The sequence below is a fragment of the Megamonas sp. Calf98-2 genome, from assembly GCF_900110235.1.
Lineage (GTDB): Bacteria > Bacillota > Negativicutes > Selenomonadales > Selenomonadaceae > Megamonas > Megamonas funiformis.
Map to the genome: position 1 here is coordinate 90,956 of NZ_FOCY01000002.1, position 15,530 is coordinate 106,485.

At 32.0% G+C, this 15,530-nt stretch carries 17 protein-coding genes; 3 read left to right on the forward strand and 14 right to left on the reverse strand.

From position 1 onward, the window contains the following. Nucleotides 1-9: 9 nt before the first annotated feature. The 14 genes from era to BMX03_RS01145 form a co-directional block, all read right to left on the reverse strand. Entirely contained in the window at nt 10-906 is an 897-nt protein-coding gene (gene era, locus BMX03_RS01080; protein ID WP_008538141.1) for a GTPase Era, read from the reverse strand. 15 nt (nt 907-921) lie between these two features. Beyond that, nucleotides 922-1,386: an rRNA maturation RNase YbeY gene (ybeY, locus tag BMX03_RS01085; RefSeq protein ID WP_022228655.1), complete on the reverse strand. Its 465-nt coding sequence runs from the start codon at nt 1,384-1,386 to the stop codon at nt 922-924. A 47-nt stretch (nt 1,387-1,433) separates the two neighbouring features. Then, nucleotides 1,434-2,447: a PhoH family protein gene (locus BMX03_RS01090; RefSeq protein WP_091693280.1), complete on the reverse strand. Its 1,014-nt coding sequence runs from the start codon at nt 2,445-2,447 to the stop codon at nt 1,434-1,436. Between the two features lie 214 nt (nt 2,448-2,661). Then, nucleotides 2,662-3,126 carry a hypothetical protein gene (locus BMX03_RS01095; protein ID WP_091693282.1) on the reverse strand — a complete coding sequence of 155 codons (465 nt, stop codon included), beginning with the start codon at nt 3,124-3,126 and terminating at the stop codon, nt 2,662-2,664. 45 nt (nt 3,127-3,171) lie between these two features. Then, entirely contained in the window at nt 3,172-4,170 is a 999-nt protein-coding gene (gene floA / locus BMX03_RS01100; protein ID WP_018998979.1) for a flotillin-like protein FloA, read from the reverse strand. A 23-nt stretch (nt 4,171-4,193) separates the two neighbouring features. After that, nucleotides 4,194-4,826: an NfeD family protein gene (locus tag BMX03_RS01105; protein WP_018998978.1), complete on the reverse strand. Its 633-nt coding sequence runs from the start codon at nt 4,824-4,826 to the stop codon at nt 4,194-4,196. A gap of 125 nt (nt 4,827-4,951) precedes the next feature. Next, a complete protein-coding gene (locus BMX03_RS01110) occupies nt 4,952-6,316 on the reverse strand; it encodes an MATE family efflux transporter (protein ID WP_091693285.1) in 1,365 nt (454 codons plus the stop codon). Between the two features lie 79 nt (nt 6,317-6,395). Beyond that, nucleotides 6,396-6,845, reverse strand: a complete 450-nt coding sequence (locus tag BMX03_RS01115; RefSeq protein WP_091693286.1) for a GatB/YqeY domain-containing protein — start codon at nt 6,843-6,845, stop codon at nt 6,396-6,398. Nucleotides 6,846-6,871: 26 nt separating this feature from the next. After that, a complete protein-coding gene (gene rpsU / locus BMX03_RS01120; RefSeq protein WP_008538150.1) occupies nt 6,872-7,054 on the reverse strand; it encodes a 30S ribosomal protein S21 in 183 nt (60 codons plus the stop codon). 132 nt (nt 7,055-7,186) lie between these two features. After that, nucleotides 7,187-7,534 (reverse strand): histidine triad nucleotide-binding protein, encoded by a 348-nt coding sequence (locus tag BMX03_RS01125; protein ID WP_015562422.1) that lies wholly within the window; start codon nt 7,532-7,534, stop codon nt 7,187-7,189. Between the two features lie 191 nt (nt 7,535-7,725). Continuing rightward, on the reverse strand, nt 7,726-9,027 hold the full coding sequence (gene mtaB / locus BMX03_RS01130) for a tRNA (N(6)-L-threonylcarbamoyladenosine(37)-C(2))-methylthiotransferase MtaB (RefSeq protein WP_091693289.1): 1,302 nt from the start codon (nt 9,025-9,027) through the stop codon (nt 7,726-7,728). A gap of 127 nt (nt 9,028-9,154) precedes the next feature. Continuing rightward, on the reverse strand, nt 9,155-9,895 hold the full coding sequence (locus BMX03_RS01135) for a 16S rRNA (uracil(1498)-N(3))-methyltransferase (protein WP_022228661.1): 741 nt from the start codon (nt 9,893-9,895) through the stop codon (nt 9,155-9,157). Continuing rightward, the gene (gene prmA, locus BMX03_RS01140) at nt 9,892-10,833 is read right to left on the reverse strand and encodes a 50S ribosomal protein L11 methyltransferase (protein ID WP_008538154.1); all 942 of its coding nucleotides are present in this window, start codon (nt 10,831-10,833) and stop codon (nt 9,892-9,894) included. The genes BMX03_RS01135 and prmA overlap by 4 nt, the downstream gene beginning before the upstream one ends. 119 nt (nt 10,834-10,952) lie before the next feature. Then, entirely contained in the window at nt 10,953-11,642 is a 690-nt protein-coding gene (locus tag BMX03_RS01145; RefSeq protein ID WP_022228662.1) for a DUF305 domain-containing protein, read from the reverse strand. A 94-nt stretch (nt 11,643-11,736) separates the two neighbouring features. On the opposite strand from BMX03_RS01145, the gene BMX03_RS01150 reads away from it, so the two are divergent. The 3 genes from BMX03_RS01150 to hcp all read left to right on the forward strand — a co-directional run bounded on the left by BMX03_RS01150 (nt 11,737) and on the right by hcp (nt 15,521). Further along, nucleotides 11,737-12,558: a carbon-nitrogen hydrolase family protein gene (locus BMX03_RS01150; protein ID WP_091693291.1), complete on the forward strand. Its 822-nt coding sequence runs from the start codon at nt 11,737-11,739 to the stop codon at nt 12,556-12,558. A gap of 113 nt (nt 12,559-12,671) precedes the next feature. Next, nucleotides 12,672-13,721: a YeiH family protein gene (locus BMX03_RS01155; protein ID WP_091693294.1), complete on the forward strand. Its 1,050-nt coding sequence runs from the start codon at nt 12,672-12,674 to the stop codon at nt 13,719-13,721. A gap of 165 nt (nt 13,722-13,886) precedes the next feature. Then, nucleotides 13,887-15,521: a hydroxylamine reductase gene (gene hcp, locus BMX03_RS01160; RefSeq protein WP_091693297.1), complete on the forward strand. Its 1,635-nt coding sequence runs from the start codon at nt 13,887-13,889 to the stop codon at nt 15,519-15,521. Nucleotides 15,522-15,530 lie beyond the last annotated feature (9 nt).

Here is a 15,530-nt window from a genome sequence, read left to right on the forward strand (position 1 = left end):
CTTCCTTTATCAATCTCTAAAACCTAATTCACGAAGCACATTACTGCGGTCGCGCCAATCTTTTTTGACTTTTACCCACAAATCTAAATAAGTTTTAGAGCCAAGCATTGTCTCGATATCTTTGCGAGCTAATGCCCCTATTTCTTTTAATAATGCACCACGTTTACCAATGACAATTCCCTTTTGTGATTCACGTTCAACATAGATAGTTGCACGAATATAAACTTTATCATTAGCACGGGATTTCATTTCCTCAATATCTACAGCTATAGCATGGGGTATTTCATCACGAGTCAAATGAAGTACCTTTTCACGTATCATTTCCGCAGCTATCAAACGTTCTGGTTGGTCAGTTACTGTATCCGCTGGATAATACTGTGGCCCTTCTGGTAAATATTTATTTAATTCTGCAAGTAAACTATCCAAATTCATTTTTTCTTTAGCAGAAATTGGCACTACACCTGCAAAATCATATGCTTTTGTATATTTTTCAATTATCGGCAATACGGATTGTCTATCAATTAAATCTAATTTATTTACAATCAAAATAACTGGTTTTTTTGTAGCTTGCAAACGTTCCATAATGTAACGTTCACCACCACCTAAATCTTCAGTAGCATCAACAACAAATAAAATAGCGTCAACTTCTTTTAATGTGCCTTCTGCTGCTTTTACCATGTATTCACCTAATTTATGCAAAGGTTTATGAATACCTGGCGTATCTAAGAAAATTACTTGTTCATTATCTGTAGTCAATACACACATAATTTTATTGCGTGTAGTCTGTGGTTTATCAGACATTATCGCTATTTTCTGTCCAATAAGACTGTTTATCAATGTAGATTTTCCTACATTTGGTCTACCAATAACTGCTACAAAACCTGATTTAAAATGTTTATTCTCCAAAAAATTAACTCCTTTTTAATCTCTACTTATTCCTAATTGTTCCATAACAAAATCTTCTTCTTTTCGCATTTCTACACGGTCAGCTTCTTCTATATGGTCATATCCCAACAAATGAAGCATACCATGAACTGTCAAAAATGCTATTTCGCGACGAATACTATGACCATAATCGCCAGCTTGTTCTATCGCTTTTTCTACAGAAATAATGATATCACCTAACATATTTACAGGAATTTCTCCTTCAATATTAGGTTCATCACCTTCATTCAAAGCAAAAGATATTACATCTGTTGGTCTATCCACTTTTCTATATTCACGATTTATTTCATGAATATGTTCATTATCTGTAAACGTAATGCTCACTTCTGCATTATCTAAAGCATATAATTGACCAACTTTTTCTACAGCTTCTTTCACTGTATCACTTAATTTTTCATCTACTTCAAGATTTTCAGGTAAATTGCTTAAAATTATTTCCATAATAAAATCTCCCATTTAGTAAATTAACTTTGCTATTTATTACTTTATCAACTATGTTTATAGAAATTCTTATCTTTATTCTCACTAGGCGGATTAGCAGCTTCATAAGCATCATAAGCTCTAATAATTCGTGCAACAACATCATGACGAATAACATCTCTATCATCAAAATGTATCACAGAAATACCTTCTAATCCATCTAATATTTTTGTCGCCTGTGTCAAACCTGAGCCACTACCTCTTGGCAAATCAATCTGACTCAAATCACCATTTACTACCATTTTCGAACCAAAACCTAAACGAGTTAAAAACATTTTCATCTGTCTAGGTGTAGTATTTTGAGCTTCATCTAAGATGACAAAAGCTCTTTCTAATGTGCGACCACGCATATATGCAAGCGGTGCTATTTCAATGATATTTCTAGCTAATAATTTTTGATAAGCTTCTAAACCTAAAATATCTTGTAATGCATCATATAGCGGTCTTAAATATGGATCGATTTTTTCTTGTAAATCACCAGGTAAAAAGCCCAAACGTTCTCCTGCTTCAACTGCTGGACGAGTCAAAATAAGTTTATCTACTTCATTATTGCGAAGTGCCATAACAGCCATAACTACAGCTAAATAAGTTTTCCCTGTACCAGCTGGACCTAAACCAAAAGTTATGCTATGACGACGAATAGCATCAATATAAATTTTCTGTCCAATAGTCTTTGGTCGAACGCATTTTCCTCTTGAAGTAACAGTCAATACATCTGTAAATAAAGATTTTAATTCATTAGATTGACCTGCTTTAACCAGTTTTATACTATATCGAACCTCATGCATTGTAAGCTTTGTACCTTGTCTATACAATAAAAACAAAGCTTCAATGACTTGACTGGCAGCATTTACTTCTCCTTCTTCACCATTGATTGATAAATCTGTACCTCTACCAACAATACGACAGGCAAAACTATCATTTAAAACTCGCAAAAATTCATCATTTTCACCAAGAATACCAATTGTTTCTGCTCTGTCTTGAAAAGGTATTTTTATTTCTGCAAAATTTGGCAAAAGCATTCGCCCTCCATTATTTTTAAAGTAATAGTCATATTCTCATTATAACATATTCATTCTATAGTGCTAAATCTTTTTACCAAAAAATTACTTAAAGACTTCTTATTCAACTTTTATGAAAATCAATCCTTTTCTATTATAAATTATATAAATAAAAAAGCTATAACCATTACAAAATTTTATTTTTCTTAAAATTCCTAATGATTATAGCTTTATTTTAATCTTTATGAATTACGCGTTTTATACCAAATCGCTTTAAATATTGCAGTGATTTTGGTTGTTCTAAAACTTGAGCATACGTTATTGCTTTTATTATATGCTCTTTTTCAATATCTATTTGTATTTTTTTATCCTTATCTACAGCTTTTATCTCTGTTTGTTGAATAAAATCTTTTGCCTGTAGATTAGTTCTATTTTGCTTTAATTTTTCTTGATATCTATTTTGCAAATCCTGTTCATATTTATCGATATATTGTGCTAAATCATTTATTTTTTCTTGTTGTAAATCATTTGCCACAATTTCAATATTATCATTGTTCCCCCTTGGCTTTGCCATCATATAATCAAGATTTCTTTTTCTATTTTTTCTTGGTGGTGGATTATCATATATATCAGGAAATTCTTGTCTTTGTTTCTTCTTTTGCTCTCTACGTTTTTGACCAGTATAGATATTTATTATCATAAAAAACAAAAAGAGCAGAAAAGGTGCTAATCCTTCCATGATAAATTATTTTATTGGTACTTGTCCTTGTGGGACTGTACTATCTCCTGTTTTACTTATTGCTTCTCGCATTTGCGTATCAGCATTGATATTATTTAAATTATAATAATCCATTACACCAAGTTTACCTTCACGAAGAGCTTTTGCTAATGCATGTGGAACTTCTGATTGAGCTTCAACTACACGAGCTTCCATCTCTTGAGTATATGCTTTCATTTCCTGTTCTTTAGCCACAGCCATAGCACGTCTTTCTTCGGCTTTTGCTTGAGCTATACGTTTATCAGCTTCTGCTTGGTCTGTCTGAAGTTCTGCACCGATATTTCTGCCTACATCAACGTCGGCTATATCAATGGATAAAATTTCAAAAGCTGTTCCTGCATCCAACCCTTTGCCAAGTACAGTTTTAGATATATCGTCTGGATTAGCAAGTACATCTGTATGAGCTTCTGAAGAACCAACTGACGTTACTATCCCTTCACCAACACGAGCAATAATTGTAGGCTCACCAGCACCTCCGACTAATCTATCAATATTAGCTCGAACTGTAACCCTTGCTTTAATTTTTAATTCAATACCATTTCTAGCCACAGCAGATACAACAGGGGTTTCAATAACTTTTGGATTTACGCTCATTTGTACAGCTTCTAATACATCACGACCTGCAAGGTCAATAGCTGCACTGCGTTCAAATGGAAGTGGTATTTGTGCTCTATGAGCAGCAATAAGTGCATCGACTACTTTATCCACATTACCGCCAGCTAAATAATGTGCTTCAAGTTGATTTACATTGACACTTAATCCTGCTTTATTTGCCTTGATTAGTGGCAATACAATTTTTTGTGGCGGAACTCTACGCATTCTCATACCAACTAATGTAAATATACCTACATGAACATTTGATGCTAATGCTGAAATCCACAATCCTATAGGTACAAAATGCAAAAATAACATAATCGCCACAATGACAATTACTACGATAAAACCAGAACCGATAATCGCTTCCATGATTAATCCTCCTTAAATTTATTTTAGATTTTACGTACAATAATACGCATACCTTCAATTTTTACTACACGAATTTTTTCGCCTTTACTGATATAACTACCTTCAGATACAACATCTAATACATCATCATCAATTTTCACACTTCCAGAAGGTCTTAGTTCTGTCAAAACAATCCCTTCTTTATGCAAATATCTTGAATAATCTACGCTACTTACATAACCTTCTTCACTAGAAGATGTCTTTGTCAAAATTATTTTACTCCATAATTTGCTCGTAGGTAATTTTTTTATTATCAATGCAAAAATTATTATCGCAATAACAAAAGAAATTGCCATCATCAACATTGCATCAATATCGCCACCCATAGCTAAAATCAAACTATATAATATGGCTACTACTCCGAGTCCTGCAAGTAATCCTATTGTTGGGGTTAATATTTCAATTATGATAAAAATAATCCCCACAATAAATATTGCAATCTGATATAAACTGACTAAGCCTTTCACATAACTACTGCCAAAAAATACGCCAGCTGCTATGATACCTAGTAATGCCCCTATGCCTGTACCTCCTGTTTTTATCTCTACTAAAATAGCTAGAAATATAACACTCAAAAGCAATGATTGCAATATACTTGAATCTATAATAAAGTCCATATTATCACTTCCTTTTATTTTTCTATTCAGCAATATAAATAATATATTCGACAATATCTCATAATAAACCTTTTTTTATAAAAAAATAAGTAATCTAAACAATAGTTTAAATTACTTATTCTTACTTATTTATTTAATTTTCCTAATCGTCTCCAGACGACCACCATCATAGTAGAAAAGCATGCTATACCGCCCACAAAATTTGAAATCATTTCAGCATAAAAGACTCCATATACACCTAAATCCCATAAATTTGGTAAAAAAATCGTCAATGGAATAACTAAAATAACTTTACGAAATAGCGAAAAAAATGTTGCATATTTTCCCATACCTAACGATATAAATGTTGTCTGTCCAGCAGATTGAAAAGCCATCATAAAAAATCCTAAAAAATATATATGTAATGCTGGCACGCCAAGCAATAACATTTCTTCTTCACTATTAAATAGATGAATAAAAAACTCTGGGAAAAAATCTAATATGCACCAAGCTATACTTGTATATAATAGTGCTATCTTTGTCAAAAATTTTATGCCCTGTCTTACACATAAATATTGCCCTGCACCATAATTATAACTGATAACAGGTTGAGCACCTGAGCGAATGCCTTCTATTGTCATTTGTAAAACATCACGTATAGAATTTAATACGGTCATTATGCCTACATAGATATTTCCGCCCCAAAATAACAATACATTATTGCAGACAATCTGCACTAAACTTCCTGTAGTGGCAAAAACAAAGCCTGAAAATCCTAGAGAAACAATTTCTTTTATCAATTTAAAATCTAATTTCATGCAAGATTTTTTAATGCGATAAATCGCCTTATCACTAAATAAAAAATGTAATACCCATGATGTTGAAATAAATTGTGCAATGACAGTAGCGATAGCAGCACCTTTTATACCTAAATCTAAACCAAAGATAAAAATAGGGTCTAAGATAATATTAATTATCGCACCAATTAATATAGTGAGCATTCCTTTTTTGGCAAAACCTTGAGCATTAATAAAAGTATTCATGCCTAGTCCTACCATTACAAAAATACTTCCCCAAATATAAATAGAGAAATATTCATTAGCATAAGGATATGTTTCATCACTTGCCCCAAATAAATATAATAAGGACTTTTTCATCACTAAGCCAATAATTATTAAAATACAACTACAGATAATCAGCATGGCAAAAGAATTACCTATTATTTTTTCTGCCCGTTCATCATCGCCTCTACCTCTAGCGATAGAACAAAGTGGTGCTCCACCACCCATACCAAATAAATTAGTAACTGCTGTAACTAACATAATAATAGGAAAAGTAATTCCTAATCCCGTCAAAGCTAAAGTAGAATTTTGTGCCAAATGCCCTATGTACATTCTATCAACAAGACTATATAAAACATTTATCAACTGTGCTATGGTCATAGGAATAGCTAAACTCATAATATTATATGCCATACTATTTTTAGTAAAATCGTTTTGTTTTTCTTGCATATTCCTTCACCTACACCTAATAAATTTATATAAAAAAACAGATAAGACCACTATCTAGTAATCTTATCTGTTTTCATAATTAACCTAGTAATTCTTTGACGATGGTATTAACCATTTTTCCGTCAGCGCGTCCTTTAACTTTAGGCATGAGCTGTCCCATGACTTTACCCATATCTTTAGGAGTTGTTGCATTAGTAACAGCAATTGCTTCTTTAACCAATGCTCTAACTTCTTCTTCTGATAACTGTTCTGGTAAATATGGCATTAAAACGGCAATTTCAGCTTCAGTCTGTGCGACTAAATCTTCACGACCGCCTTTTTTAAATTCATCTATAGAATCTTTACGCATTTTTACTTCTTTGCTAATAAGTGCAATTATATCGTTATCATCAAGTTCTTTTTGACCATCAATTTCAGTCTGACGAATAGCTGAACGAACCATGCGGATAACAGCAAGTTTCTGTTTTCCGTCTTCTTTGGCTTTCATAGCAGCTTTCATGTCGTCCATTAACTGGGCTTTAAGTGACATATGAATTACCTCCGTTTGTGAGCTAATTAAGCTCTGTATCTGCGTTTTCTAGCAGCTTCTGATTTCTTTTTGCGTTTTACGCTTGGTTTTTCATAATGCTCACGTTTTCTAACTTCAGCTAAAGTACCAGCTTTCTGGCAAGTACGTTTAAATCTACGGAGAGCGCTATCAATTGTTTCGTTTTTACCAACTTTGATTTCAGATGACATTTATATTTCCCTCCCCTCCACCTAACACGGGAGTGTTGTACTTAATAATCATACCCAAATATTATACCTTGCTTATAAGTGCATTGTCAACCATAACCTGCAATTATATACAAATTTGATATGATTTTTTTATCAGCCTGGTGGCCATTGCATAGAGCGACCGCCAAGTAAGTGGAAATGAAGGTGCTGAACTGTTTGGCCACCCTCTTCCCCTGTATTTACTACAGTACGGAAGCCGTTTTCTGCAATATTCAATTTTTTAGCAAGCATAGGAATTACTTCACAAGTGATATGTGCTAAAAGTTCTTTATCTTCAGCAGTTGTTGCAAGAAGACTAGCAATGTGTTTTTTAGGGATAACTAATACATGAACAGGAGCTTGTGGCTCTAAATCATTAAAAGCAATGACCATATCATCTTCATATACAGCTTGAGTTGGAATTTCTTTATTTGCTATTTTACAAAAAATACAATCTGACATATAAGGCACCTCCTTTTATAGCTTAATTAGTATAGAATTGACATATATCAAATAAATATTTAACATATACCTCAATTTAAATAAAATCTAAAATAATTCATTTAAATTTTACCTAAACTTTAATACTAACTCTATAACTTTATATATATTCGCTATTGAATTAATAAAATCCTTTTTTATTTAGACAAATTTTAAATTAATTCACCTAAAATACCATCTTTAAATAATTTAACTAATTTTACAAAGCGAATATCCCCAGAAGTTATTTCTCCATCATTTTTAATATATACTCTTATATAATTTGAAGTTAAACCTTCCATACATCCATCTTGTTCTTGTTCAAATAAAACTTCTAATTTGCGACCCAAAAATCTTTGATAAAACTCAGTTGCTGATTGTTCTGCCATCTTTTGCATCAAATGAACTCTTTGTTTTTTCACTGCTTCATCAACTTGATTTGTCATTTTGGCAGCTGGAGTACCTGCTCGTTTAGAATAAGGGAATACATGCATTTTCATAAATCCCATAGATTTAGCAAATTCCAAAGATTTTTGGAATAATTCATCTGTTTCTCCAGGGAAACCGACAATGATATCTGTAGAAATAGCAATATCTGGTACTTCACGGCGAATATTTTCTATCAATCTAGCAAATTCGTCAGTAGTATAATGGCGGTTCATTGCTTTTAAGATTTCATCACTACCTGCTTGTAGTGGTAAATGTAAATGCTTAGTAAAGCGTTTATGAGTCTTCACTAATTCTAATAATCTAGGAGATATTTCAATAGACTCTAAAGAACCTAGTCGCAATCTTTTTAAATTTTCATTAGCTAAACAAATTTCTACAGCATCGCTTAAAGAAATATTTTCACCTTTAAAATCTCTGCCATAAGCACCTAAATGAATACCAGTAAATACTATTTCATGGAAATTTTCTTCTACTAATTGGTCTACTGCTGTTTTTATACTTTCCAATTTACGTGAACGAATAGGCCCTCTAGTATATGGAATAATACAATATGAACAGAAATTACAACAACCATCTTGAATTTTTAAGAAAGCTCTTGTGCGATGTGGTGTACCATAAAGAGGAATATCTTCAAATTCATGCATATGCATAACATCATTTACTTCATTAAATAAACCATCTTCACGAGCTGCTTTTTCCACCAAATCAACTATTTTATCACGCTGTTTAGTACCGATTACTACGCGAACACCTTCAATTTTACTGATTTCATCAGAAGCAATCTGTGCATAGCACCCTGTTACAGCTATGATAGCATTATCATTTAAACGATTTGCTCTGCGAATTAATTGACGAGATTTTCGCTCACCTAAATGAGTAACAGAACAAGTATTTATAATATAAAAATCAGCAGGCTCAGAAAAATCCACTATTTCATAGCCACGATTGCGAAATAGACCTTCCATTATTTCTGTTTCTACTTGATTAACTTTACAACCAAGTGTTGTTAATGCAACTTTTGGCAAAATTTCACTTCCTCAATTAAAATAAAATAAAAAAACTACTAATATAAAATTAGTATAACTAAATTATAGTTTCCCATAAAATAGTTATACTAAACAAAAATCTTTAATATTAAATCTAAATCAAAAATTAATAAATGCCACCTAAATCGCCTTTTTCATACATGACGATAGTAAGTGCTGCAATTGATGCAGTTTCAGCTCGTAAAATACGTTTTCCCATAGATATACTTTTAAATCCAGCATCTTTGCATAATTGCACTTCTTCTGGGGCGAATCCACCTTCAGGGCCAATCAAGATAAGATATTTTTTACTATCTGCTGATTGTAACATTTCTTTAAAACTTTGCTCATCTTCTGCTTCATAGCAAATAAAACGAGCATAATCTGTATAATCTTGTGCTAATTGCTCTAAACTCACAATAGCTTCTACTGTCGGTTTTATTGTTCTACCGCACTGTTTTACTGCTTCATCAGCAATTTTTTGCCATTTTTGTTGACGAGCTAATTTTTTCTTCTCATCATATTTCACTACACAATGACGACTGACTACAGGAACAACACTTGCTGCTCCTAATTCCACCGCTTTTTGTACGATGAATTCCATTTTATCGCCTTTTGGCAAACATTGTGCAACGACTACTTCTATAGGTGCTTCTGTATCAGCATCTTCTATATACTGCAATAATTTTAATTGTACTGTATCGCTAGTACAAGAGATGACTTTTGCTTGTGCTACTTTACTTTCTTTATCAACAATAGTAAAAACTTGCTCAGGTCTTACCCTCATAGCATAAAGAAGATGCTTGGCATCATCGCCTTTAATCGTGATATCTTCACTTAGACATTCATCTATAAATAAACGCCTCATTGCATATCTTCCTTGCGACGGAAAATAATTGCAGCCCAACCAGCTTTTTCATTCATTTTTTCTACCATAAAACCATGTTCTTCAGCAGCTTTAGTAACATCTGCTATACGGTCAGCAATTATACCACTTGTCAAAATAGCACCATGCTGATTTAAATAATTATCTACATCATTAAACATGCGAATAATTATATCTGCTATAATATTAGCTATAATTAAGTCAGCTTTGCCATTCATATTTTTTAATAAATCGCTTTGGAAAATCTTAATATTTTCACATTCATGATTTTTTTCGATATTTTCTCTGGCAACATCAACTGCTACATTATCATAATCAGCAGCCTCGATATCTTTTGCTCCTAATTTGGAAGCAGCAATTGCTAAAATACCACTACCTGTACCAACATCGAAAACTTTCATTTCTGGTTTTACATATTCTTCTAATAATTGAATACACATAGATGTTGTAGCATGTGTACCTGTACCAAATGCCATACCAGGGTCTAATTCAATTACTATATCATTATCTAATGGAGTGTATTCTTCCCAAGATGGCTTTACTACAATTTTTTCACCAATGCGTTCTGGATGGAAAAATTGCTTCCAATTATTAGCCCAATCTTCATCTTGGATTTCACTGCAATTAATCACGCCTGAACCCTTATCTAAAAATTGGCTCATTTCATCAATATGCAAACGCAACTGTTCTAATTTACTTGGTAAATCCTCATCAGTAGGAAGCCATGCTTTCACTGTAACAACTTCTGTTTCTTCAGCAAGCGGTATATCTGTATAATCCCAAGCTCCAGAATGAATATAAGTATTCACAAGTTCTGGGTCTTCAATCAATACACCAGATGCTCCAAGTTCATGAAAAATCTCTGCTACAGCTTCAGTAGCCTCATGTGAAGTTTGAATGCTAATTTCAGCCCATTTCACAGGTAAATTCCTCCTTAAATAAATACTAAATCAAAACACATAAAGATTATTATACGTTTTGCTTTGACAAATGTAAACCATTCATTATAAAAAATATATTTAATTTACATTCTCATTTATTATAAACCTTGCTCTATTAATTTATCAAATTGTTTTATTTCTTTTGCTTGGTCTTTAATGATATTTTTAGCAATTTTTCTTATTTGCGGATTTTTTGTATATGCTAAAATCTGTTTACTAGCTTCTAGCGCACCTTCATGATGATATTTCATTGCCAAAACAAAAGTATAATCTGCTGTTTTTTTATCGCGAGTTCTAGTTACAGCAATCATTTTATTCATCATTTCTGCCATATTTTCTTTTTCTTTAGCCACAAATTCAGTATAAGCTTTTTCACTCAAATTACTATTGCTAAAATCTTCATTAGCTAAAAGCTCATTGAAATCTTCAATTTCTTTTGTCTGTGTCTTTATGATATTACGAGCTATTGCTTTTACTTCTTCATTACTGCCATATTCTAAAATTAATTTTGCAGAATCTATTGCACCTTGATGATGTGGTATCATATTAGCAATAAAATCTTTATCCACATTGCCACTTTGTACAAATTCTTCATTCATCATCGGCATATGCATACTATCTACAATTTCATTATTGATTAATGGGTCAAAATTTAGACGATTTGTCTGCGTATTTATATTCATATCATGATGTCCATGATAATCATGATAATGTGCATTTGCCACACCAAAACTATTTACACTACTAATAATTGACGCACAAGTTATAGCTAAAATTATTTTTTTCATTTTTCCAACCTCTTATCATTTAATATTTCATAGTGAAATTATATGATTTGGCTTTATAATTGTCAATATAACAATAATATTCTTGGAGGTATCTATGCTTAATATTTTACAATTACAAACAAAAGTCTTATCTTCAAAGGAACAAACATTAAATTACATTGAAACTTATCTCAAAAAATTTCTTCATCTTCAGCCTGATATTGTAACCTTACCAGAAATGTTTAACTGCCCTTATGATAATAAATCTTTTCCTTTATATGCTGAATTTGAAGAAGATATTACTTACAAATTTTGTCAAAATCTAGCTAAAAAATATAATATCTATTTAAGTGCAGGCTCTATTCCTGAAAAAGATGCCCAAAACCATTTATTTAATACAGCTTATGTTTTTGATAATAATGGTAATTGCATCGCTAAGCATCAAAAAATGCATTTATTCGATATTGATGTGAACAATGGTCAACGTTTTAAAGAATCAGATACTTTATCTGCTGGAAATAGTATCACTGTTTTCGATACGAAATGGGGCAAAATGGGATTGTGCATTTGTTATGATTTCCGCTTCCCTGAACTCGCTCGATTAATGGTAGATTTAGGAGCAAAAATTATCCTTGTTCCCGCTGCTTTCAATATGACTACAGGCCCACTTCATTGGGAATTATTATTCCAAAGTCGTGCTGTAGATAATCAAGTATTCACCATTGGTACAGCTCCTGCTAGAAATTTAAATGCTTCTTATCATTCTTATGGTCATAGCATTATTGTTTCACCATGGGGAAAAATTTTAAATCAAGCAGATTTTGAAGAAACAGCTTTATTTACAACTATAAATTTAAATGAAATTAATCTCGTTCGTGAACAGATACCACTTTTAAGACATCGTCGTTTAGATATCTATGAATTAACACAAAAATAAAACTTATAAACTTGCACAAAATAAAAAAATAAGTTAAAATATCTCCTTGTTATAAAAATTACCAATTAAAAATAAATATTTAATAGGTAATTAAATATAGGAGGTATTATTATATGTTATTAATTAAAGACCGCTTTCAAGGAGTATTTCTTTGTTTCGTCTTAGCCTTACCTGCTTATTTTTTAGGTAAAGAATTTGAAATCATTGGCGGTCCTGTTTTTGCCATTTTACTTGGTATGCTATTATCAAAATTTGTTCGCGAAAAAGATATCTTAAAAAGTGGTATTACATTCACTTCTAAAAAAATTTTACAATATGCTGTTATTTTATTGGGCTTTGGTCTAAACTTAAGCACTGTCATCGCTGTAGGTGCTACATCTTTGCCAATCATCATTTCTACAATTGCCACTTCATTAATTACAGCCTACATAATTTTTAAATTAATCAATATTCCTGCTAAATCTTCTATCTTAATCGGTGTAGGTTCTTCTATCTGTGGTGGTTCTGCAATCGCTGCAACAGCACCTGTCATTGATGCTAATCATAAAGAAATCGCTCAAGCTATTTCTGTTATTTTCTTATTTAATATCATCGCTGCTTTAATCTTTCCTACTTTAGGTAATTTTTTAGGTTTATCTGATCATGGTTTTGCTATCTTTGCAGGTACTGCAGTCAATGATACTTCTTCTGTTACAGCAGCAGCTTCTTCTTGGGATAGCATGCATAACACTGGTACAGAAGTTTTAGACAGTGCTACTATCGTAAAGCTCACTAGAACACTTGCCATCATTCCTATCACATTAATTTTAGGTTTTTATCAAGCTAAAAAAGCTTCTGGTCAAAACAAAGCTAGTGTAAAATCTGCATTTCCAATGTTTATTTTATATTTTATCATTGCTTCTATTATCACTACTTTCTTAAATTATTTTATGGATAGAAATATTTTTTCTACTGAAATATCTTCTGCTATTTTATCTTTCTTTGCCTTAATGAAATTCTGTAGCAAGTATTTCATTATCATGGCAATGGGAGCTATCGGTCTTCACACAGATATTATTGATTTAATAAAAAATGGTGGTCGTCCTATCATCATGGGATTTTGCTGTTGGGTAGCTATTGCTTGTGTAAGTTTATTAGTTCAACATCTTTTAGGCTTGTGGTAAAAAATAAAATCAAAAAAATTAAGCTAGAATACATCTTTTTAGATATATTCTAGCTTTTTTATTTTTATCTTTAAATCTGTTGTTTTTACAACATACTTTTAATTTAAGGCTAATTATAATAAGTATATCAATTAAATCACAAATAAAATTATTGGAGAGATAATTATGGAAAATAAAATGTTTTGCTTTCAATGTCAAGAAACAGCTCAATGTACAGGCTGTACTTGTGTAGGTGTTTGTGGAAAATCTGCCACTACTGCTACACTGCAAGATTTATTAATTTATGCAACTAAAGGTCTTTGCGAAATCACTACTAAACTTCGTCAAGAAAAACAAGATATCAGTCGTAAATTAAATCAATTCATCTGTGAAAATCTTTTTATCACTATCACTAACGCTAATTTTGATGATAATATTATCAAAAAACGCATCACAGACACTTTAACTTATAAACAAGAACTACTTGCAAAATTACAAAATAAAGATAATTTATCCCCTGTAGCTCTTTGGACTACTAATGATGAAAATACTTACCTAGTAAAAGGTGCTACTATCGGCGTTTTAGCTACTGAAAATGAAGATATTCGCAGTCTTCGCGAATTAATCACTTATGGTTTAAAAGGTATGGCAGCATATAATAAACATGCAAATGCTCTTAGTAAATTCAATGATGAAATTGACGCATTTTTGCAAGCTACTTTAGCTAAAACAATTGATGATAATTTATCTGGAGAAGAATTAACATCTCTTGCTTTAGAAACTGGTGCTTTTGGTGTAAAAGTCATGGCACTTTTAGATGAAGCAAATACTTCTCGCTATGGTAATCCAGAAATCACATCTGTAGATATCGGTGTTCGCAATAATCCAGCAATCTTGATTTCTGGTCATGATTTACGCGATTTAGAAATGCTTCTTGAACAAACTCAAGGAACTGGTGTTGATGTATATACACATAGCGAAATGCTTCCTGCACATTACTATCCATTCTTTAAAAAGTATAAAAACTTCGCAGGTAACTATGGTAATGCTTGGTGGAAACAAAAAGAAGAATTTTTATCCTTCAACGGCCCTATCTTATTGACTACTAACTGCCTCGTACCACCAAAAGCTGAATATAAAGACAGAATTTATACTACAGGTGTTGTTGGCTTTACAGGTTGCAAACATATTTCTGGTGAAATCGGCGAAACTAAAGATTTTTCTGCTATTATTGAACATGCAAAAAAATGCCCACCACCAACACAAATTGAAACAGGCTCTATCATAGGTGGTTTTGCCCATAATCAAGTTTTAGCTCTTGCTGATAAAGTAGTTGAAGCCGTAAAATCTGGTGCTATCAAAAAATTTGTAGTTATGGCAGGCTGTGATGGTCGTCAATTAGCTAGAAATTATTATACTGACTTTGCTAAAGCACTCCCTCAAGATACAGTTATTTTAACTGCTGGCTGTGCAAAATATAAATACAATAAATTAAATCTAGGCGATATCGGTGGTATTCCTCGCGTTTTAGATGCTGGTCAATGTAATGATAGCTATTCACTCGCTTTGATTGCCTTAAAATTAAAAGAAGTATTTGGCTTAGATGATATCAATGAATTACCAATCGCTTATAATATCGCATGGTATGAACAAAAAGCTGTTATCGTTCTTTTAGCACTTCTTTATCTTGGTGTTAAAAATATAAAACTTGGCCCTACACTCCCAGCTTTCTTATCTCCAAATGTAGCTAAAGTTCTTGTGGATAACTTCGGTATTTCTGGTATCAATAGTGTAGAGGAAGATATTAAATCTCTTATCTAAAACTTAAAA